This is a genomic window from Virgibacillus sp. Bac330, assembly GCF_003667845.1.
GTDB classification, from domain to species: Bacteria; Bacillota; Bacilli; order Bacillales; family Amphibacillaceae; genus Virgibacillus; species Virgibacillus chiguensis.
Genome location: NZ_CP033048.1, coordinates 4,310,174 through 4,329,819 on the forward strand (window position 1 = coordinate 4,310,174; position 19,646 = coordinate 4,329,819).

Here is a 19,646-nt window from a genome sequence, read left to right on the forward strand (position 1 = left end):
ATTTTGCATCATAAGATATATCTGAAAATAAATGTTATGATGAGGTGGAAAATATTAAAATGAATAGAGACGATAAAATGGATAAAACAATTTACGTTATTAGGCATTGTGAAGCGGAAGGGCAAGCAGTTGACGCACCACTTACAGAAAGAGGGTGGTTGCAAGCGAAAGAATTAGCTGGCTTTCTATCAGAACGAAAGGTTGATCGAATTATTTCGAGTCCATTTTTACGAGCGATTCAATCGATAAAGCCATTTGCAGACATTAAGAATTTAGAAATTGAACAAGAAGAACGTTTAACGGAACGTGTACTGAGTTCTACCTTTTTTTCAGATTGGATGGATAAACTGAAAGCGACCTACGATGAACTTGATTTAAAGTATGAAGGCGGAGAAACGAGTAATGAAGCAATGAACCGCATTATATCAGTAGTCGAGGATATTGTGGAAAGTCATGCTACACATACGGTTATTGTTGCACATGGCGGGATTATCTCTTTATTACTGCATTATTATGATCAAAGTTTTGGATTTGAGCAATGGAAAGAATTAAGTAATCCTGATGTGTATGAATTAAACATTTCAGATCAGGCTACTCGTTATACACGTTTATGGGATAATAGATAAGGGTGGATAGTATTATATTTTACTTGGTGGCGGGCAAAAATATGGAGAGAACCTTCATCTAGCATTAAAAAGAGAATGTACGGAAGAAGTCAACGCAGATATAGAAATTGGTAATCTCATATTTGTTCGGGAATACATGGGGAAAAATCATGAGCACTATGCATTTGATTTACATGTTATTTTAGCTCTACTTTTAAAAGAAGTGCGTTCAATGAACAAAAAAGTTTAATAGATTGTTCTGTTGGAAAAAACGATAGACGACAAAAAATGTATAAAAAGTGATTGTAAATATTGTTCACAGGGAGATTTTAGAATGAAAATAGAAACAGTGACTTGTAAAGGTGTCAGTGAATGTAATGAAGATGCCGTCATCATCAATGATAATAGTTCAGTCTATGGGGTAGCGGATGGCGCTTCCTCTATCATACCTTTTTTTACGCAGGAGAACGAAACAGGCGGTTATATTGCTTCTAACCTAGTGAAAAATTATTATGAATCACTTCAACATTGCGATAGCTTTCTGGATGATTTTGCAAAGATAAACATGCAACTTCAGACTAAAATGAAAGAATATCATATTGACACATCAAAAAAAGAACAATTATGGGGGACAGCACTAGCTTTAGTAAAGATTTCTCCAAATAGGATAGACTTTATCCAAACAGGCGACTGTATGATTTTTGCCGTTTATGATAGTGGATTTGTAAGAGTGCTAACACGAGCGCAAACAGAGTTTTTAGAAGGAGTTGCCATAAATAAGTGGAAAGAGCTTATTGATAAAGGAATACATAAACAAAAAGATTTGAGGGAGAGTGTAGAAGACGTATTACTCTCCATTAGACAAACAAGCAATACTTTTGCTGGCTATGGTGTGTTAAATGGCGAAAATGATGCAGTCGATTTTATTGAATTTGGGAAAATAAACAGAAACGGATTAAAGCATCTTGTGATAGTTACCGATGGGCTTTTTCTTCCAAAAGAATGCGTATCTGAACAAGATTGTTATTGGGAGGTAATGATTAGCAAGATCCTTTCTAAAGGACTACAAGCATATGCAAATGATTTAATCGAGCTTGAGGCTACTGACCCGGAATGTGTAAGATATCCAAGATTTAAAATGTCAGATGATAAAACCGGGGTATGGATTACTTTTTAACACTATAGGAAAGCATAAAAGTCTAATAGGTTTATTGTATAATAAAAACTACGCCATTCGCCATAAGACATGGTGACAAGCCAAGTTTTTCTAAAGTCAAGCTAGTTGAGATAATGTGCAGGAAAGGATGTACCAGTTTAGGTGAAATGAATGAGGGGAGGAAGCGTGTTGAAAAAGAACATTGGTACCGAAGAAGCAATTAATAGATGGGATAGCTTTGCCAAATCGTATGCGGAAAATCATTCTGAACAAGGTGATTTACATAAAGAAGTGTTTTTAAACCCGACTTTATTTTCCTTATTGGGAGCAGTTAATAACAAAAAGATTTTAGATGCTGGGTGTGGGGAAGGCTATTTTAGCAGACTGTTAGCAAAGTCAAAAGCAAAAGTAACAGCTGTAGACTATTTCCACAAAAATGCTAGAGTTGGCGAAACATAGAACATCGGTTGAATTACCGATTGAATATCACCACGGAAATTGCGAGGATTTGCATTTTTTAACGTTTTTAGCCAAGAAGTCTCCATCTTCAAGCGTGTGAAGGGGGTGAAGTCCCAGCGGTAAGGTGGAGATGAATTGGCTTTCGGTCAAGTACGTCTTTAGACGTGCTAATTGACCGAACGCATGTTACCATAAGAGCATGAAGTGTTCTTTGAAAACTGGATATATGAGGTTGCATGGAGAAACTAATAATGCGAAAACCAAGCGAATCCTTCCATGCGTAAAATATCCAAGGTACGAAAGAAACTCCGATTCGTCGGACATCTAGGGCAGGAACTTCCCGAAGTAACGCTCATGGAGACGAAAGGTTGCTTTCGTCGTGGAAATGAGAAGCTCCCACTTCAAGCGAAGCTAAGTGGGGAGTAGTTCACCAAATGCTAGTTTTGATATTATTGTTTCAAACATGGTGATGCAAGACCTTGCAAATATTGAAAAAGCGTTTCACGAGATGTATCGCTTATTAGTTGATGGAGGCACCTTTATTTTCTCTATTTTACATCCATGCTTTGTCACGCCAGCAAGTGGATGGGAAAAGGATCACCGTGGGAACAAATTACACTGGAATGTCGATCAATATTTTTACGAAGGGGTATATAAGCAAAGATTGGGTGATGATGAGAAAGTGTTGCTATTCCATCGGACTTTGACGACGTATATGAATACTTTACTTGGAATTGGTTTTGAATTAGAAAAAATAATAGAACCAAAACCATCTCAAGAAATGTTAAAAAAATATCCTTCTTTTGAAGAGGATTTTCGCTGTGCTGATTTTATTGTCTTTAAGTTGAAAAAATAAATACATCTCCCTTTTTTAGTGAAAAAGTAGGGCACTATAAAAAGGGAGTTTGCTTTCAGGAAAGAAAAATATAAATCTTCTTAAGGAAAAACGGCAGCGTAATGATAAGCCAAGTTATGCAATTACATACCCACGTTCTTTTTAGAAAAAAATAACATGATGCAGTTATTATGTTTCTACACCTTTTTCAAATAATAATAGTCGCTCTTTCATATCTAAACCTCCGCGAAATCCTGTAAGGGCACCATCTTTTCCAATAACTCGATGGCAAGGAACGATGATGAAAATCGGATTTGCTCCAATCGCTGTTCCAACAGCGCGTACAGCCTTTGGTTTTTCGATAGATGTGGCAATATCAGAGTACGTGACCGTTTGTCCAAACGGAATCTGTTGCAATGCTTGCCAAACTTGTTGCTGAAAAGAGGTGCCATAAAGGTCGAGTTGAAGTTCGAAGTTCCTCCTGTTCCCGTTTAAATATTCTTGTAGTTCAGCTATATAGGAAATTAATGGCTGATCGTTTTCCTCCACCCTCTCGTGAGGGAATCGCTTCTGTAAAAACACTTCCATTTCATTCTCTGCTAAATGACGCGGGCCTAGGTAACACAATCCTTTTTCCGTTGCAGCTGCATAAAATTCCCATGTGTCATGTTTACAAGTTGTCCAATAAACGGTCATTACAACTCTCCTCCAATATAGATGTGGTTATAACTTGTCTTCCGTTGGGAAGCAAGTCAAAATTTTAGTTTAATCCATTTGCTTTAAACGCTAATCGAAATTGTTTGGGTGTTTTCTCGGTGTATTGTTTAAATAGCGTAATAAAGTAAGGCGTGTTAGGAAAACCAACTTTCATACCTATTTCAGCAATGGAATTGTCTGTTTGTATTAAAAGCTTTTTTGCATGAGAAATGCGTAGTTGCTGTATATAATCAGTCGGTGATATTTTCATCATTTTTTTAAACGTTCGTTGCAAATAATAAGGGCTCCCATGACAATGATCCGCTAATCGTGCTAATGTCAATGGCTCAGCGTAATGCATATCAATAAACTGTTTTATTTGCAAAACCCATTCCTCATCAGGCATATGTTCGTCACATGGCTTGCAACGTTTACAGGGACGGTAACCTTCTGTCAACGCTTGCTGGGAATTTTGAAAGATACGAATAAATTCTTTTTTAGGATTTGGTGATTTACAAGAGGGGCGACAAAATATACCCGTTGAGCGAACACCGTATAGAAAGACAGCATCAAAAGCAGCGTCGTTTGTTATAATAGCGTGCCATTGCTCTTCTGATAGTGAACTTGTCATGTGTTTCACCTCGTTTCCTTATGCTTTTTATTATAACGTTTTTAAGCAAATAGGTGAATGGATGAGAAACATCGTGGCAAGATAGTGAAACTTTTAGAGTGAAAGGTATGATACAACTAGAGTAAAGGGAGTGATTGTAATGTCAGTAGAAAAAGAATGGAGTATTGCGGTTCCTGAAGTGTTTCAATTTCAAGAAAATCTACATTATTTAGCTAATGCAAACCATGAATGTATGTATCAAGTGATGAAAAATGAAGTAATAAAAGCAATAAAAATAGATGATGCGTTTTTTTTAATGGTGTTGCGTGAAGCAACGAGTGGAGGATTGCTAGTTAAAGTTGTGAAAAGCTCTTGCGCTTTTTCTGAAGCATATCGCGATAAAATTACGACCTTTGTAAGTGAATGGTTCGATGTAAATACAAATCTAGCTGGTTTTTACAAAATCGCCTTGAAGGATCCTTATTTAAAGCGCCTTGTCCAAACTCATTATGGACTGCGGCTAATAGGAATTCCGAATTTCTTTGAAGCCATAAGTTGGGCAATTATCGGGCAACAAATTAACCTTTCCTTTGCGTATAAGTTAAAAAGAAGAATAGTAGAACGATATGGGACATCTGTTCAATGGAATGAGAGCTTGTTTTGGTTGTTTCCAACCCCGGAAGTGATTGCAAATATATCTGTGTCCGAATTAAGTTCATTACAGCTATCTAAACGAAAAAGTGAATACATTATTGATATGGCACGTGCTATCGTTTGTAACGAAATATCTAAGGAGAAATTACTCGCTACAAATAGTTTAGAGGAAGCAGAAAAAATGCTGACAGCATATAGAGGGATTGGTTCTTGGACAGCCCATTATGTATTAATGCGATGTTTGCGTGTTCCTAATGCTTTTCCAATTGCTGATGTAGGATTGCAAAATGCAATCAAACAGGTGGTAGGATTAAAACAAAAGCCAACTAAAGAATATGTACGCGAGTTAGGGACTAATTGGGCAAATTGGCAAGCCTATGCTACATTTTATTTATGGAGATCGCTTTATCAATAATGGGTAGGGTTAATACGTTATGAGAGGCAATTGCTACAACAAATATAACTGTTACGATCAAGTTGAAAAGGGGACAGAAATTGAATATTACGTTGAAATAGTAGATACTGAATAGTTAGCGTTATTGCTTACCAAATGGAGTTTTAACAATGCTATCGTCCATAAGTTGAAAAGCAGCCATCATCTTTATATAGAAAATCAATTGGAATTTAAAGAAATCATGCAACATTTTATTACCGATGTTTACGATAAAAGGGAAGATGTGAATGTAATAAGACGAAGAGGGCAATAGAGTATTTACTTTCGCAAAAGGCTCTTCAGGTCGCACTCATGGGCTACGAAACAATGAGTGCGCTGTCGAAAGGAATCAACCACTTGCTGGGAGGTGATCCTTGCGACATGCACGGGTTAAAGTTGTAGAATTTTTTCCATCTAGTTGGTGCCTTTTTTATTGGGTGAGAAAGTAAACTATATTTTAAAAAAAGATTATTGCGAAAATAACTAAATAAATTTCAAAAAAGTTCGATATAATTAATATAATCTAATTTAAAGGGGGAAGAGAGGATGAAGAAATTTATAGTTTCATTACTTATAGCATTTTTTGTTCCAGTTTTTGGTTTCTTTAACGATGTCAATGCCAGTGAAACATTAGACTTTTCAAAAGTTCAACTTCAGAACTCATTAGAGAAGAATACAATTATAAATTTTGAGTCACCGGAGGAAATGATTAAAATACAAGGTAACACAAGATCGGTGTTAGAGAAAAGTGTAGGAGTTAAAAAGAATGAAGTTAAGCCTACTAAAGTATCTGATCAAGCTACCAATGATTCTCCTAATAATGCAGCTGCTATTGATATTGGGGGTGTATATAAAGATTATATAACAGAAGAAGGCCAGCAAAAGTGGTATCGCTTTGAAAATAGTATGGCAGGGAAGTTGACGGTTGTAATGCAGACAGTTCAATCTACATCTATTGATTATGATTTACACCTCTTTAAATTAAATGAAGAGACAATGACTTTAGAAGAAGTAGCTACTTCGAGCTATGGGGGTGGAAAAAATGAGCAATTGAGTAAATTAACTGAGGGAGGTATTTATTACATTGCGGTTAATTCTGTTTCTGGTGCAGATCCAAATTCACCGTTTGCCTTATTGGTACAACACTCCCCATCTCATGATCAGAACGAACCAGATGACAATATTTATCAAGCATCAGCTTATTTAAATAATATCTATTTGAGACAAACAATAGATAATGGTTATGACATGGATTGGATAATTTTTCAAGTTGATGAAGAAAAAACGTTTACTGTTAATTTAAATAATCCTTCCTCAGCTAATTATCAACTTGATATATTTGATCCCGAACTAAATGCCCTCGCAGGTCTTGGCGATAATACAAATTATTCAATAGTATTTCCAGCAGGTACATATTTGTTAAGAGTTCAATCTACATCACTTGAACATGATGCTGATCAAAAATACACACTAGATATAAGAGAAAAGGCTAAAGAGGGAACGTCAGTTGTGATATCAAATATAGGTACAGATGATAATGTAGAGGGATATATTGATTATGGATACGGGTATAAATATCGTATTAAAAATTTCATCAATGTTAAGGGTCAATTATTTGATGAAAATGGTATTACTGTACCAAATGCCAATGTTGAAGCTCGTATAGTGGCTGTGCGAAACGATAAAGTTTATATGGAATCTAGTACTACAGATCGTAATGGTAATTTTATAATCGAAATTCCGTCTATTCAAGAGGCTGCAGGAAAGTATGCATACACTGCTCCTGCAAGTCATCACTATTTCGATATTATACCTATAGTTTTTCTATCTAATGGTAATGTATTAGATTCAAATGAAAATTCTCTCTACCATTTTGCTTATTCCACGTATCGCCCGCATTAAAAGGAGGTATTGTATGCTGAAAAATCATGTTTCTTTTCATAAAAGCTTATTTCAGAGTAATTTATTCAAAAATACTGTCCCTCGTGAGACTACTATTAAGAATGCATCAAGTATTAAATTGGAAAAACAATTACTTTCAGATGTAGTAGATACGATAAGAATACCTAATCAAAAATTAACCATTAATAAGATAAAAACAGAGCAAAGCAAAAGTACAGAATTCGATAAATACTTTTCTTCGTTTTTTGAAAATCTAGAAGGGATATCTAAGGTTGAAAAGGATTATTTAACCAATTTAGTAAAAGAGGCATTGCGACAAAATGATGATTATTTTTCTAAGGGATGGACGAGTGATATAGAAAGTATGTACCATCTTCAAACTAAGGAAAAGTTAAATCTTATAGCTAAGAATATACCACATTCCTCTGTGAAAAATGAGTTTCTTGCAGTTGTGCAAGACTATACAAGTGCTAAGCTCGAGCAGACGGTTAATAAATCATTGGAAACATATGAGATTATATATAACCAGCATAAGGAAAAGAAAGGTTCGTATAGAAATATTGCTGATCGAATGTTGAATGCTATAAACAACATCCAGGAGGGAAAACACCTTGTCCAAAACGAGCAAAATCTGTATAGTCATTTATTTTTAAAATCAAACGTTATCTCCTTTCAGCATAAATATGAAGAGGTGATGAAGGGATATAATCAAATACAAAAGAATCAATTTGGGGAATCGTGGAATGAGTTTTCCGAAATGAAGGTAGATGACACCATTCGTATGTTAAAAGAAAATTGGAATAATTTTGTAAACCAATTTGAAGCGTTCAGCGCCTATAGGCTTTCTTCCAACACACATTATAATGTTGATATGAAGATATAGAAATAATAAACAAGAAGTTTTAAAAAAGATTTTTCTTCTTTTTATATTATAGCAAAGTATCCTGTTTCGGGGCTATCGTATAAGCAAAAATGTACTGCTTTCACCATCAATAATTGGTGAAAGTTTTTGTTTTAATCTACAGAAATCGAATAGAAAAACAATCGATTTTCATAAAAATTTGTCAAAAATCCTAGTTTTTTTCACCTATTGACAGTTGGAAAAGGGGGGCATACAATTTAATTGTAAACCTAAAATTAAAATGGTTAACAAAAGGGGGTGAAATAGAAGTGGATAAACTATATAATTTGCGAATGAGGGCAGCTCAAGGTGGTAGTCATGAACAAGGGGGTACACACATTTCTGGCGGAGAGCGGATTACTCGTTTTTCTAATATTCAACAAGTTGCCATGTATTTATTAGAAAAGGGACTAACGCATTGCAAGGGAAGACCAGATTTTATGCAAATTCAATTAGAAAGTATTCCTGAGTCAGTAACATATGTACAACCTTTAGAGAGATGGGCGAATGTAGAAAGATTTGTGAAAGAAGGAGACACCTTTTTGAAAGAAGGAAAAACAGTTGCTTTTCAACTGTTAGAAATAATAGGGATCCCTAAAAAAGTGATAGACCGCGCGGTTGAAATTGTCTCGCAATATTCGTCTATGCGAGGAGCTGTTTTAATAGATGCCCATTCAGGTAAACGCTTGGATGATCGAGGAGAAAAAGGAGTTCGGGTGTCTAGATTAGATTGGTTGGGCAATGATTTTGAAAAATGGGCACGTTATCATCATGTTTCCGCTAATTCTAGAATAAGAGAAGCGCTTGCGCTAGCTGCGAAAGTAAATAATCATCCTGCTACTATTGCAGAACTATGCTGGTCAGATGATCCCGATTATACGACAGGTTACGTTGCTAGTAGAAAAATGGGCTATCAGCGTATTGAAAATATAAAAACGTACGGAGATGAACGGGGTTGTAGAATTTTCTTTGTGGACGGGCAGAAGGACATACGCTCATACATAAATTATTTGGAAAATCAACCAGTATTGATTACATGGGAGGGATAAGCATTGCAACAAGAACTAATAGAAAAAAGTAAAAAGCATTTATGGCTACCGTTTACACAAATGAAGGATTATGATCTTGACCCTTTAATTATTGAGGAAGGGCAAGGAGTAAAGGTGAAAGACATCTATGGCAAGGAATATTACGATGGTTTTTCTTCCGTTTGGTTAAATGTACACGGTCATCGCAAGCAGAAATTAGATGAGGCAATTATACAACAACTTGAGAAAATTGCTCATTCTACCCTTTTAGGAATGACCAATGTGCCTGCAACAGAATTAGCAGAAGAGCTGGTTAAAGTCAGCCCTGAAAATCTAACGAGAGTTTTTTATTCAGACAGCGGCGCTACGGCGATGGAAATCGCACTTAAAATGGCTTTTCAATATTGGATAAATATCGGCAGACCAGAAAAGCAGAAGTTTATTGCCATGCAAAATGGTTACCATGGCGATACTATTGGCGCTGTGAGCGTTGGTTCAATCGACCTTTTTCATCATATTTATGGGCCGTTAATGTTTGAAAGCTATAAAGCGCCAATCCCCTATGTGTATCGTTCTTCAAGTGGTGACCCTATACAATGCCGTGATGCATGTTTGTATGAGTTAGAACAGTTACTTATGGAAAAACATGCAGAAATTGCGGCGCTTTCTATCGAGTCTATGGTTCAAGGAGCTTCTGGAATGATTGTGATGCCAGATGGATTTTTAGCAGGCGTACGAGAGCTTTGTGATCAATATAATATCCTCATGATTGTAGATGAAGTTGCAACAGGTTTTGGGCGGACAGGGAAAATGTTTGCCTGTGAACACGAACAAGTTCAACCAGATTTTATGGCGGTTGGAAAAGGTATAACAGGAGGTTATTTACCAATTGCTGCAACGCTAACGACAGAGGATATTTATCAAGCTTTTTATGATGATTATAACCAAATGAAGACTTTTTTCCATGGGCATTCGTATACAGGAAACCAGCTTGGATGTGCAGTTGCCCTCGAAAATGTAAAATTATTTAAGGAAGAGCAAATCGTTGAAAGTGTAGCCACTAAAGCAAAAGAAATGGGGAAAATCCTTCAGAAATTGTATGCACTTCCAACGGTAGGCGATGTGAGGCAGCTTGGCTTTATGTGCGGGATAGAACTCGTGGCTAATCAGGAGACAAGGGAGCCATTTCCTCCTGAAAAAAGAGTCGGTTACCTCGTATCTTTAAAAATGAGGGATCTGGGTATGTTGACAAGACCAATTGGAAATACCATCGTTTTTATGCCACCGCTCGCTACTACCGTAGAAGAAATAGAAGCAATGGTTGGCATTATGAAAGCTGCGATTCATGAGGTGAGTCATGTTGTCGTTTGACGACAAGTTGCATAACAGAGTGAAAGAAATGCAAGAAAATTCGTTGTATCGTACGCTTCGAACGATGGAAGCGGCATCGCAATCGGCAAGGATAGTAGATGGGGAAAAGAAAATAATCTTCTCCTCTAATGATTATTTAGGGCTGGCAAATGATAAGCGGTTAATTCATGCAACGATAGAGGCATTGCAACAGTTTGGTGTTGGGAGTAGTGGTTCAAGACTAACGACAGGTAATACGTATTGGCATGAGAAGTTGGAAAAAAAGATAGCAACATTTAAGCAAACAGAGGCTGCACGATTATTTTCTAGCGGTTATTTAGCGAATATAGGTGTTTTATCTGCCTTAGCTGAAGCAGAGGACGTTATCTTAAGTGATCAATATAATCATGCTAGTATCATAGATGGTTGTCGTTTATCCAAAGCAAAAACGTGTATTTACCGCCATGTGGACATGGAAGATTTGGAAAGAAAATTAGCTGCTACCACAAAATACAAACAGCGATTTATTGTAACGGACGGCGTTTTTAGCATGGATGGTTCGATTGCACCCCTTGATCGCATGATGGAGCTTGCAGGTCATTATCACGCATATGTTATTGTCGATGACGCCCATGCAACTGGGGTGCTAGGGCAAAGCGGAAGAGGGACAAGTGCGTATTTTGGTATCATGCCAGATGTAGTAATTGGCACATGTAGTAAAGCAATTGGGACAGAAGGTGGATTTGTTGCTGGCTCTAGTACATTGGTGGATTTCTTAATGAACTATGCTAGGACGTTTATTTTTCAAACTGCACTTTCTCCTGCCATTTGTGCAGCTACATATACAGCAATAGAGCTGATAGAGCAGGATGCAAGCAGGCGTGAGCATCTTCACTACAATATTAGAAAGGTGAAGGAAGGATTAAATGATATGGGATACGCTGTAAAAGGAGATCATACAGCAATTATTCCTGTTATTATAGGTGAGCAACAATTAGCGCTTGAATTCGCGAAAGAGTTAGAGGAAAAAGGAATCTATGCGCCGGCAATTCGTCCGCCAACAGTGCCTAATGGAGAAAGCCGTATTCGACTTACTGTAACCGCAAGTCATTCTATGAAAGAGATAGATGATGTATTACATGCTTTTTATATAATTGGAAAAAAGTGGGGCGTCCTTAGATGAAAGGGATATTTATAACCGGAACTGATACCGATGTTGGCAAAACAGTTATAGCTAGTGGAATTGCAGCAACTTTAAAGGAAAAGAATATGGATGTGGGGGTATTTAAGCCGTTATTAAGTGGGATTTCACGTAATCATGCAAATAGTGATACGAGTTTGTTAAAACATATGTCGCAAACATCTTTAACTCATGCGGAAATTACGCCATATGAATTTAGTCAACCTCTCGCACCATCTGTGGCAGCACAACTGGAAGATAAAGAAATTTGTATGCAAGCTGTGTTAGACCATTGGGAAAAAATAAAAGATAGACACGATTTTTTTATCGTGGAAGGGGCAGGAGGTATTTCCGTACCTTTAGGAAAGGACTTTTTAGTTAGTGATTTAGCAATTGCTTTAAAGCTCCCCATTCTTATTGTGGCTAGACCAAATCTTGGAACGGTAAATCATACTTATTTAACGGTTTACTATGCAAAACAGGTAGGGATACCAATTGTAGGAATTGTGATAAATGGGAAGAGTAATCAGCCTAATATAGATGAGATAACCAATCCAAAGCTTATGGAAGATATGTGTGGGGTTCCTGTTCTAGGAGTGACTCCTAAGTTGAAAAAAATTACAGAACGTGGTGTGCAACATATGGTTGATACATCTTTAGATATCGAAGTATTGCTACGCCGTTTAATGGAAATTAGTCCTGTGTAATCTATGCTCCATAGAAAAAGGTGCGATATAAGAGTTCAATAAAATATACTTGTTTGGCTTATTTACACACAATAGGAAAACCTGAAATTTAAGTCTTAAAACGAAGGATGCCACCACAAAAGTTTGGTGATCATCCTTCGTTGGAAAAATTGCTGCCTCAAAATATGTTGCTTTCTTGCTAGCTATATCAGCTTCCTCAGAAAGCAAAGATCGCCTTCTTTGTCTTCGTGGTTCTCGAAGGAGTCTTATAATTTGACTTTGCTTGAACTAGCGTAACCCCAATCATATGTCCTAAACGCTTTATCGCTGTATGTTGCTATTTACATGTCCAGAAATGGATCAAAATAATCATATTCCGTAACACCATTTGGAATAATGCTGCTAATTCTAACCAACTCGTCAACAATGTCCTTTGCATCTTTTCCAAATACCGGAAGTGGTTGGTAATTATTTTCTGTTTCGCTATCATTGGAATTTTCTAACGTTGGAACAATGCGAAGTCCTTTTGTGATAACAGCATTATTTTCTTTGGCAAACGTAAGCCGGAAAATCGCTGTTTGTCGAGATTTTAATATTGGATCAGCACCAAAAGCATAATCTCCCATGCTGTAAATGATATATTTGCCATTGTATTTTTCAACGCTTTGTAAACGATGGGGGTGGTGACCAATAATAATATCTGCTCCTGCATCAATGATGGCATGTCCAAATTTTGTTTGATACGTAGCAGGTGTTTCCATATATTCTATTCCCCAATGCATATTAACAATGACTAGATTATCTTCTTTTTTATATGTTTGCACGTCTTGAATAATATGTTGTAAGTATGAGTCCGTGGACTTTCTATATCGATAATCGTAGCCTAGGAATACTGTTTCCATACCGTTGATGTTTTTAGTAAGTGGCATATCTTCATTAAATACAGCAACATCATGCTTCTTAAAAGCTTCCAACGTATCTTTATATCCAGCTTCAAAATAATCCATTGTATGGTTGTTTGCTAGATTCGCTGCTTCAACGCCGCTAGCTGGCAAAAAAGCTGCATAGGTAGGATGACTTTTTATACGCCATTTTTTATCTTGTGCCTCCGTTTCTGTCGTAAAAGCACTTTCCGCATTAATCACGGTATAATCATCAGAGTGAAACCAAGGCAGGCTGTTTTTAAAAACGTATTGGTTGTCGCCGTTATTCTTTTTAAAAACCGTATCAAATAGAGCCTCAGGATAAGTACCGAAAGAAGTATCCCCTACCATGCTCAGCGTTATTTGCCCTTCTTTCTGTTGTCCTTGTTCATAATTGGCAGCTGCAGCATAAAACCAATGGTATGGATCAATTTCTTCCATGTCTAAGGACGGATGGGCTTCTTTTAGGTTTTCTAATGCAGTTAAGTATGCCGGATATACTTTTCCTAATGCTTTTTCTTCTGTTTTTGGTTCTTGATAGGAAGAAATCGCTTTCAAGCAGATTGTTAGTTGTTGCCAATAATCTTCTAACACTTCATCATTCACTTTGGTTTGCTCGGATTGCGTAATAAACTGAGTTAGTTCTTCTGTTGCTTCCGGGGAAGCGCCAGATGATGCTACGTGCTTTAAAACGTCCTCTGCCTGCTCGGTTAGTTCTTTCACGGAGTCTTTTGTTAGCATGGGTGGATTCTGTTCTGCTTCTTTTTTTGCCTCTAATGGCGAACTATCTCCTCCTGTAATGGAGAAAATGATAGTGCCTATACCAAGCAGTATGACGGCAAGGAGCACCCATGCTCTCTTCTTTAATTTTCTTCGCCTTCTTTTTCTATTCATCTTTTACCTCCAACTAACTAGAATATTTAGTATGTTTTTTATATAAAACTAGATTACTAGTTTTAAACGTAGATGATTGAATTTTATCAAATAAAATATTACCTATGTAAAGGAGGCCGTTATTCCTAGTGCTATTTTACCTTATTCTTCGTCATGATGCACAATCACATCTTGGTTTTGGAGTGTAGAAAATACGGCTCTGATAAAGAGGGGGCGTGTACCCAAGGTAGATGAGCAGTTTTTAAATCACTTTCCACAATATAAGGAATACCTACAAGAACCAATGCGGCACCATCATATTGGAGAAGGTGGGCAAGCAGTAGCCCTTCCAAAAAGTTTGCATCCGGGATATGGTGGTATCCATAATGTGGAAAAGGAGTGGGGTGTTACTGGGGTAGATGATGAAATCGCTAGTAGATTAGATACCTTTATAAAAGATTCGGGAAGGTGATAAAATGATAACACCAGAAGAATTTAGTGATAAATGGGATGTTATTAGTAATGGTCCGTTAATTAAATTTAATAACCAAGATTTAATGAATTCAGGATTTTCGGATGAAGTAAAAAGATTTTTGTCTATAGGAGGTTTACCTGAAACTCCACCTCCATATTTGGAGTTTACTTCACCACAATTCATACCTATTACCAATATATTCAATATGCCAGAAGAGTTTAAGAAGTATTGGCTCTTGGGGACAACTAGTGCAGGGGATTTAATATGTATAACTGAGAAAGAAGAAGATATAGTGTTACTCAATAATGGAGATAATTATAAAGAAATATTTGTTAATACTTCTCTAAATCAATTTGCTGAGTGTCTATTAACTTATGTAAACATGATTGATAAAGCAATAGAGGTTAACGGTGAGGATGCCTTTATTGATAACGATATACCAGAAGTAGTAATTAATTGGTTAAAAAACGAATTAGAGAGAGTAGATATTAAATGTATGCAACCAGGATTTTTTTGGTATGTTGAGTGGGAAAATCTATTTGAATAACGATTAATAATGATGAATTTGTTACAATAAAATAAAATGGACAAAAAACACCTGCTAACTAAGAATAGGTATTACTTTTCTTGTTTTTGACTTGTAGGTGTTTTTTACTGTTAAATTTATGAATTTACTTAAATTATTCAAGAGATAACTTGATAACTAACAAACGCTTATGTAATAAGGGGGCAAATACAATTTGCTTCTCGCTACTACAGGCTTAGCTCGAGAGTTACACCTGATGATAACACATCAATTCTATAGAAAAAGGAATGTTAAGTAAAATTATGGTCTAATCCAAGACGCAAGATGATGATGAGTCTATTAGCGCTGGTAATAGACTTCTAGAGGAAATATCAAGGCTTCGTTGCTACTACATTTTAGGTGTTACATATTTAGCTAAATGCTTTCGCTTTCGATAGCTTATTCACACTTTCTATTGCATATTTTTATTACGTAATTACTTCAAAGACTCGACTCTAGCAACAATCCATAGGCTTTTTTATATTCTAGTACATTCTGCAAGGTTTTATTTATTGTTCATCAGTAAAACAATTATGAAACTTCTTCTCTTATAATCCGTTAAATTATAAAAGGGGGTGAATTATATTATTAATCGGAGACACTTACGCAAAGGGGCAAGCTTATTTGGGGTAAACGAATCAGACTTAAACTTAATTGGTGGGTTCTCGAACAATGTTTTTGCAGCAAATAGCGATAAAGTGTCATTGATTATAAAGTATTATCCCAGTTCCATGTATAAAAGGGATTCGATTGCATCAGAGTTAGACTGGATCATCTATCTATCTGAATCTGGAATGAATGTAACGGTTCCTATTGTTTCCATAAATAATAAGCTTATGGAAGTAGTATTTAATAAGGACGAAGCATGTTATGTAGTCGGTTTTGAAAAGGCAAAAGGGGCATTTGTGAATGTTTCTAATCATAAAGAATGGAATGCAAGCCTTTTCTATACCTGGGGAAAGACGTTGGGGGACATACATCGTCTATCCAAATTCTATCAACCAAAAGACCCAAACATAATAAGGAAAGCTTGGGATAAAGATACACTTTTTACAGATGTCATTCATAATAACGAGTTGATAAAGCAGAAATGGGAAAATTTCATTTGTGAACTGAACAAGCTGCCTAAGAATATAAATGGGTACGGGATGATCCATCATGATTTACATCATAAAAACTTTTACTTGTATCAAAATGAGCTGGTTTTATTCGATTTTGGCGATTCCACATATCATTGGTTTGTATATGATATTGCGGTTGTCTTCTATCATGCTATGCAAGTCGTGGGTGACAGGAGAAAAAAGGATTTTGTGTCTACATTTATTCGCTCATTCTTAAGGGGATATGAAACGGAAAATCAACTTCAATTTGATTGGCTGTTAAGAATTCCTTTCTTTTTGCACTATAGGCAGCTCTATTCCTATCTGTATCTATCAACCTATCTGACAAACGAACAACAAAGCGATGTTAAAATACAGCAATATTTGAACCGCTTACAATCGAAAATAGAAAAGGATATCCCCGTCATCGATTTTCGCTTACCAATCCCATAAAAAAGGAGGAATTCTTTTGTTCGTTTCCAAGCAAGTTAAATTAAGAAAAATGCATATAGAAGATGTGGAGTTATATCACGCTTGGAGAAATGATATGGATGTTATGTTTTTTACCAATCCAGCCCTAGACACGTATGCGTTATCCGAAACAAAAGCTTTTGTTGAAGGCGTTATTCTACATTCAACCAGTTCTAAAAGCTATATTATTGAAGATAAAGAAACGGATAAAGCGATAGGTATTACATCATTGATTAATATAGATCAAAAAAACTGAAACGCAGAATGTATTATTGATATTGGTGAAAAAGATTATTGGGGAAGAGGTGTTGGTAAAGAAGCACTGAAATTATTGCTTGATTATACATTCTTAGAATTAAATTTTCATCGTGTATCGTTGCGCGTATTTTCGTTTAATGAAAGAGCAATTCAATTATATCGTAAATTAGGATTCAAACAAGAAGGAGTAAGTAGACAAGCGCTGTTTCGAAATGGGAATTGGCATGATATGATCCATATGGCCATACTGCAACAAGAATATATGCCAGCTCAAGAAAGCTAAATGAGGTTTTGCGTACTCTTTCTTAAGTTCGTATAATTTAAAAAACTTTCAATTTACAAATTTACAAATTTAGTATATAATGTTGGTAAAATCATACAAATTTAATCTGCTCGTTTGAAAGAATGGTATAGTAAGTCAAGGTATGTAAATAGTAAAAGCAATCTACTTTTATATTGCTAATACAAGTGGATTGCTTTTTTTATGTTTTCAGCGAAGGGCAGACTTCATTTTCAAAGAATAGGTGGGGATTTATAATGGCAATTCAATATTTAGAAAGTAACTGTAATGATCAAGAGCAAATTACGGCTTTGTATGACAATGTAAAATGGACAGCATATACAGACGATGTTCCTAACTTAATGAAAGCGATAGCACATTCATTAACTGTGATAACAGCATGGGACAATAATCATTTAATAGGTCTTATTCGCGTCGTTGGGGATGGCTATACGATTATTTATATTCAGGATATTTTAGTAAACGAAGCGTACCAAGATCAAGGGGTCGGATCTGCATTAATGCAGCGGGTGTTGGATAAATATCGAGATGTGCGCCAAAAAGTCCTTCTGACAATAGATGAACCTGGTGTAAGAGCTTTTTATGAAAAACATGGATTCAAATCGTGTGATAATGGCAGTTTAGTAGCCTTTGCCAAATTGCATGCATAGTTCGCATTACAATACCAATGAAATGCGTTAAATTTTTAAAGAAACAGGAGGAATGAAGGTGGAATATGATTCTGTCTTATCAGAACCATTATATAAGGAAGTGGAGTTCTATGCTTGGGAAAAGCAACTTTTTCAAACGAGTTATGTTAGAAGGTTGAAGTATCTTGCACACTTCGGTGGTGGTGCCTTTGTGTCTCCTGTTGTGCATAGTAGGTATGAACATACTGTAGGAGTGTGGAAGTTGGCGGCACTTTATTTTCCAAATCATGATGTCTTAAGGGCAGCAGCCATTTTACATGATATTGGTCATTTACCATTTTCCCATGCCGTCGAAAAACCATTAGATTACAATCATCATGCTCTAACAGAAGCATACATACAAGATGGGGAAATTGCTTCCATTCTCCATAGTGCTAATTTACAGCCTGAATATGTTGTGCAATATCTTCGTCAACCTTCTCCTTTAACAGGGACAAGGGAGGTTTTGTCATTGCTATATTAAAGTCCTCGCAAAATCCGAAAGTGCGAGCTATTATCCATACTATTTTATACCATCCTGAGCAAATTCATGTACATCAAGCCACATCAGAACAAGGTATCCGTTGTGGCGTTAGAAAAGTGTATCAAAAAAGCCCTATTGCAAACGGAAGGGCTTTAGCTGAAACCGTAGAAGGAAAAGCAATACTAAACCGTTTGGAACAATTAAAAAAAGAATACGAGGTAAGTATTCCTTTATGAGCTTGACGAGGTGGGGAGGAGTATTAAAAAAAGTGACAATGGGTCTAATTAAACAAACGTTTGTATGAAATAGTTTAGCTAGAAAAGTGGTGGGAGAGGTCAATGAATCCTTACCGCTTGCCAGAGATGTTAACTAAGTTTATGCAGGGCAGAAAACGATAACAGCGACATCTTAAGCAAAAAGCGCTTTTCTTCAAAGAAACTTAAACTTAGCTACCCTCTGCCCTTATTACCATCTTCTTGACAGATATTAGCGCAACTGTTTTACAAAGCAAACTCTATCTTGACCTTTTCCATCATAATTAGTCGTAACGTCAACACCGTCGATCTGTTTATTTCCTTCCTCGATGTCAAAACCCATTTTCTTATGGTAAGCAATCGAAGTTTTATTGACAGGCGAAGTTACACAGCAGACAATTTGACGGTTATGCTGTTTAGCCACCGTAAAAAAGCGCTTATATAATAATGTCCCAATTTGTTGATTTCTATATGGAGGATGAACACCGATGAAATGAATGTATGCTTCATTCACTTTAGACGGAGAGAGGAATCCAATAGCCTACACAAGGTGGTGACCCCACAAAGTTAGAGTTTTTATTATGCAGCTGTTTGGCTGGTTTGAGTTCGGTATTGTACTGGACTTAAACCAGCCAATTTTAACTTTATACGTTCATTATTGTAGTAATCAATGTAATCCTCAATTTTTCGCTTTAGCTCTTCATAAGACACTATTTTTTCCCCATAATACATTTCTTGCTTTAGAACGCCAAAAAAATTTTCCATTGCCGCATTATCCG

Annotated in this window: 21 protein-coding genes and 2 pseudogenes; 18 read left to right on the plus strand and 5 right to left on the minus strand. The window is 36.3% G+C overall.

Annotation, left to right across the window (positions count from 1 at the left end; translation table 11 throughout):
• The first annotated feature begins 59 nt into the window (after positions 1-59).
• The 4 genes and pseudogenes from D9780_RS20225 to D9780_RS20240 all read left to right on the plus strand — a co-directional run.
• A complete protein-coding gene (locus D9780_RS20225; protein WP_240458739.1) occupies positions 60-626 on the plus strand; it encodes a histidine phosphatase family protein in 567 nt (188 codons plus the stop codon).
• A 313-nt stretch (positions 627-939) separates the two neighbouring features.
• A complete protein-coding gene (locus tag D9780_RS20230; protein WP_121641318.1) occupies positions 940-1,782 on the plus strand; it encodes a PP2C family serine/threonine-protein phosphatase in 843 nt (280 codons plus the stop codon).
• Positions 1,783-1,950: 168 nt separating this feature from the next.
• Entirely contained in the window at positions 1,951-2,220 is a 270-nt protein-coding gene (locus D9780_RS20235) for a class I SAM-dependent methyltransferase (protein WP_240458740.1), read from the plus strand.
• Positions 2,221-2,659: 439 nt separating this feature from the next.
• A pseudogene (locus tag D9780_RS20240) lies at positions 2,660-3,076 on the plus strand (class I SAM-dependent methyltransferase); the annotation flags it as partial.
• A gap of 168 nt (positions 3,077-3,244) precedes the next feature.
• Here the strand turns inward: D9780_RS20240 and D9780_RS20245 are convergent.
• Both D9780_RS20245 and D9780_RS20250 read right to left on the minus strand, forming a co-directional pair.
• On the minus strand, positions 3,245-3,751 hold the full coding sequence (locus tag D9780_RS20245; protein ID WP_073013319.1) for a methylated-DNA--[protein]-cysteine S-methyltransferase: 507 nt from the start codon (positions 3,749-3,751) through the stop codon (positions 3,245-3,247).
• Between the two features lie 64 nt (positions 3,752-3,815).
• Positions 3,816-4,382 carry a bifunctional transcriptional activator/DNA repair enzyme AdaA gene (locus D9780_RS20250; protein ID WP_121641319.1) on the minus strand — a complete coding sequence of 189 codons (567 nt, stop codon included), beginning with the start codon at positions 4,380-4,382 and terminating at the stop codon, positions 3,816-3,818.
• 139 nt (positions 4,383-4,521) lie between these two features.
• Here D9780_RS20250 and D9780_RS20255 point away from each other — a divergent pair, with 139 nt between their 5' ends.
• From D9780_RS20255 to bioD, 7 genes are all read left to right on the plus strand, one after another.
• Positions 4,522-5,430, plus strand: a complete 909-nt coding sequence (locus D9780_RS20255) for a DNA-3-methyladenine glycosylase family protein (protein WP_121641320.1) — start codon at positions 4,522-4,524, stop codon at positions 5,428-5,430.
• Positions 5,431-5,994: 564 nt separating this feature from the next.
• Positions 5,995-7,350 carry a carboxypeptidase-like regulatory domain-containing protein gene (locus D9780_RS20260; protein ID WP_121641321.1) on the plus strand — a complete coding sequence of 452 codons (1,356 nt, stop codon included), beginning with the start codon at positions 5,995-5,997 and terminating at the stop codon, positions 7,348-7,350.
• A gap of 13 nt (positions 7,351-7,363) precedes the next feature.
• Positions 7,364-8,233: a hypothetical protein gene (locus D9780_RS20265; RefSeq protein WP_121641322.1), complete on the plus strand. Its 870-nt coding sequence runs from the start codon at positions 7,364-7,366 to the stop codon at positions 8,231-8,233.
• A gap of 281 nt (positions 8,234-8,514) precedes the next feature.
• On the plus strand, positions 8,515-9,300 hold the full coding sequence (gene bioW, locus D9780_RS20270; RefSeq protein WP_121641323.1) for a 6-carboxyhexanoate--CoA ligase: 786 nt from the start codon (positions 8,515-8,517) through the stop codon (positions 9,298-9,300).
• 3 nt (positions 9,301-9,303) lie between these two features.
• Positions 9,304-10,650, plus strand: a complete 1,347-nt coding sequence (gene bioA / locus D9780_RS20275) for an adenosylmethionine--8-amino-7-oxononanoate transaminase (RefSeq protein WP_121641324.1) — start codon at positions 9,304-9,306, stop codon at positions 10,648-10,650.
• The gene (gene bioF, locus D9780_RS20280) at positions 10,640-11,812 is read left to right on the plus strand and encodes an 8-amino-7-oxononanoate synthase (protein ID WP_371413755.1); all 1,173 of its coding nucleotides are present in this window, start codon (positions 10,640-10,642) and stop codon (positions 11,810-11,812) included. Before bioA ends, bioF begins: the two co-directional genes overlap by 11 nt.
• Positions 11,809-12,516, plus strand: a complete 708-nt coding sequence (bioD, locus tag D9780_RS20285) for a dethiobiotin synthase (RefSeq protein ID WP_121641325.1) — start codon at positions 11,809-11,811, stop codon at positions 12,514-12,516. The genes bioF and bioD overlap by 4 nt, the downstream gene beginning before the upstream one ends.
• 320 nt (positions 12,517-12,836) lie before the next feature.
• Here the strand turns inward: bioD and D9780_RS20295 are convergent, their stop codons facing one another.
• Entirely contained in the window at positions 12,837-14,312 is a 1,476-nt protein-coding gene (locus tag D9780_RS20295) for a CapA family protein (RefSeq protein ID WP_121641327.1), read from the minus strand.
• Between the two features lie 202 nt (positions 14,313-14,514).
• Here D9780_RS20295 and D9780_RS20300 point away from each other — a divergent pair, with 202 nt between their 5' ends.
• The 7 genes and pseudogenes from D9780_RS20300 (at position 14,515) to D9780_RS20330 (ending at position 18,849) form a co-directional block, all read left to right on the plus strand.
• A complete protein-coding gene (locus D9780_RS20300; RefSeq protein ID WP_240458842.1) occupies positions 14,515-14,763 on the plus strand; it encodes a hypothetical protein in 249 nt (82 codons plus the stop codon).
• Between the two features lie 4 nt (positions 14,764-14,767).
• Positions 14,768-15,313 carry an SUKH-4 family immunity protein gene (locus D9780_RS20305; protein ID WP_121641328.1) on the plus strand — a complete coding sequence of 182 codons (546 nt, stop codon included), beginning with the start codon at positions 14,768-14,770 and terminating at the stop codon, positions 15,311-15,313.
• Positions 15,314-15,906: 593 nt separating this feature from the next.
• Positions 15,907-16,884 carry a phosphotransferase enzyme family protein gene (locus D9780_RS20310; RefSeq protein WP_121641329.1) on the plus strand — a complete coding sequence of 326 codons (978 nt, stop codon included), beginning with the start codon at positions 15,907-15,909 and terminating at the stop codon, positions 16,882-16,884.
• 49 nt (positions 16,885-16,933) lie between these two features.
• A pseudogene (locus D9780_RS20315) lies at positions 16,934-17,443 on the plus strand (GNAT family N-acetyltransferase).
• Positions 17,444-17,697: 254 nt separating this feature from the next.
• Entirely contained in the window at positions 17,698-18,111 is a 414-nt protein-coding gene (locus tag D9780_RS20320) for a GNAT family N-acetyltransferase (RefSeq protein WP_121641330.1), read from the plus strand.
• Positions 18,112-18,169: 58 nt separating this feature from the next.
• Entirely contained in the window at positions 18,170-18,613 is a 444-nt protein-coding gene (locus D9780_RS20325) for an HD domain-containing protein (protein ID WP_162985954.1), read from the plus strand.
• 20 nt (positions 18,614-18,633) lie between these two features.
• Positions 18,634-18,849, plus strand: coding sequence for a hypothetical protein (locus D9780_RS20330; protein ID WP_121641332.1), 216 nt, complete (start codon positions 18,634-18,636; stop codon positions 18,847-18,849).
• A 250-nt stretch (positions 18,850-19,099) separates the two neighbouring features.
• Here D9780_RS20330 and D9780_RS20335 read toward each other — a convergent pair whose 3' ends face one another.
• Both D9780_RS20335 and D9780_RS20340 read right to left on the minus strand, forming a co-directional pair.
• Positions 19,100-19,381, minus strand: coding sequence for a GNAT family N-acetyltransferase (locus tag D9780_RS20335; protein ID WP_371413678.1), 282 nt, complete (start codon positions 19,379-19,381; stop codon positions 19,100-19,102).
• Between the two features lie 65 nt (positions 19,382-19,446).
• Positions 19,447-19,632 (minus strand): IS3 family transposase, encoded by a 186-nt coding sequence (locus D9780_RS20340; protein ID WP_240458742.1) that lies wholly within the window; start codon positions 19,630-19,632, stop codon positions 19,447-19,449.
• Positions 19,633-19,646 lie beyond the last annotated feature (14 nt).

What these genes read in the sequence shown, in the direction of transcription:
- D9780_RS20225 (WP_240458739.1), top strand. Translation starts at nt 60, where the DNA reads ATGAATAGAGACGATAAAATGGATAAAACAATTTACGTTATTAGGCAT.
- D9780_RS20230 (WP_121641318.1), top strand. Translation starts at nt 940, where the DNA reads ATGAAAATAGAAACAGTGACTTGTAAAGGTGTCAGTGAATGTAATGAA.
- D9780_RS20245 (WP_073013319.1), bottom strand. Translation starts at nt 3,751, where the DNA reads ATGACCGTTTATTGGACAACTTGTAAACATGACACATGGGAATTTTAT.
- D9780_RS20250 (WP_121641319.1), bottom strand. Translation starts at nt 4,382, where the DNA reads ATGACAAGTTCACTATCAGAAGAGCAATGGCACGCTATTATAACAAAC.
- D9780_RS20255 (WP_121641320.1), top strand. Translation starts at nt 4,522, where the DNA reads ATGTCAGTAGAAAAAGAATGGAGTATTGCGGTTCCTGAAGTGTTTCAA.
- D9780_RS20260 (WP_121641321.1), top strand. Translation starts at nt 5,995, where the DNA reads ATGAAGAAATTTATAGTTTCATTACTTATAGCATTTTTTGTTCCAGTT.
- D9780_RS20265 (WP_121641322.1), top strand. Translation starts at nt 7,364, where the DNA reads ATGCTGAAAAATCATGTTTCTTTTCATAAAAGCTTATTTCAGAGTAAT.
- bioD (WP_121641325.1), top strand. Translation starts at nt 11,809, where the DNA reads ATGAAAGGGATATTTATAACCGGAACTGATACCGATGTTGGCAAAACA.
- D9780_RS20295 (WP_121641327.1), bottom strand. Translation starts at nt 14,312, where the DNA reads ATGAATAGAAAAAGAAGGCGAAGAAAATTAAAGAAGAGAGCATGGGTG.
- D9780_RS20305 (WP_121641328.1), top strand. Translation starts at nt 14,768, where the DNA reads ATGATAACACCAGAAGAATTTAGTGATAAATGGGATGTTATTAGTAAT.
- D9780_RS20320 (WP_121641330.1), top strand. Translation starts at nt 17,698, where the DNA reads ATGGCAATTCAATATTTAGAAAGTAACTGTAATGATCAAGAGCAAATT.
- D9780_RS20340 (WP_240458742.1), bottom strand. Translation starts at nt 19,632, where the DNA reads ATGGAAAATTTTTTTGGCGTTCTAAAGCAAGAAATGTATTATGGGGAA.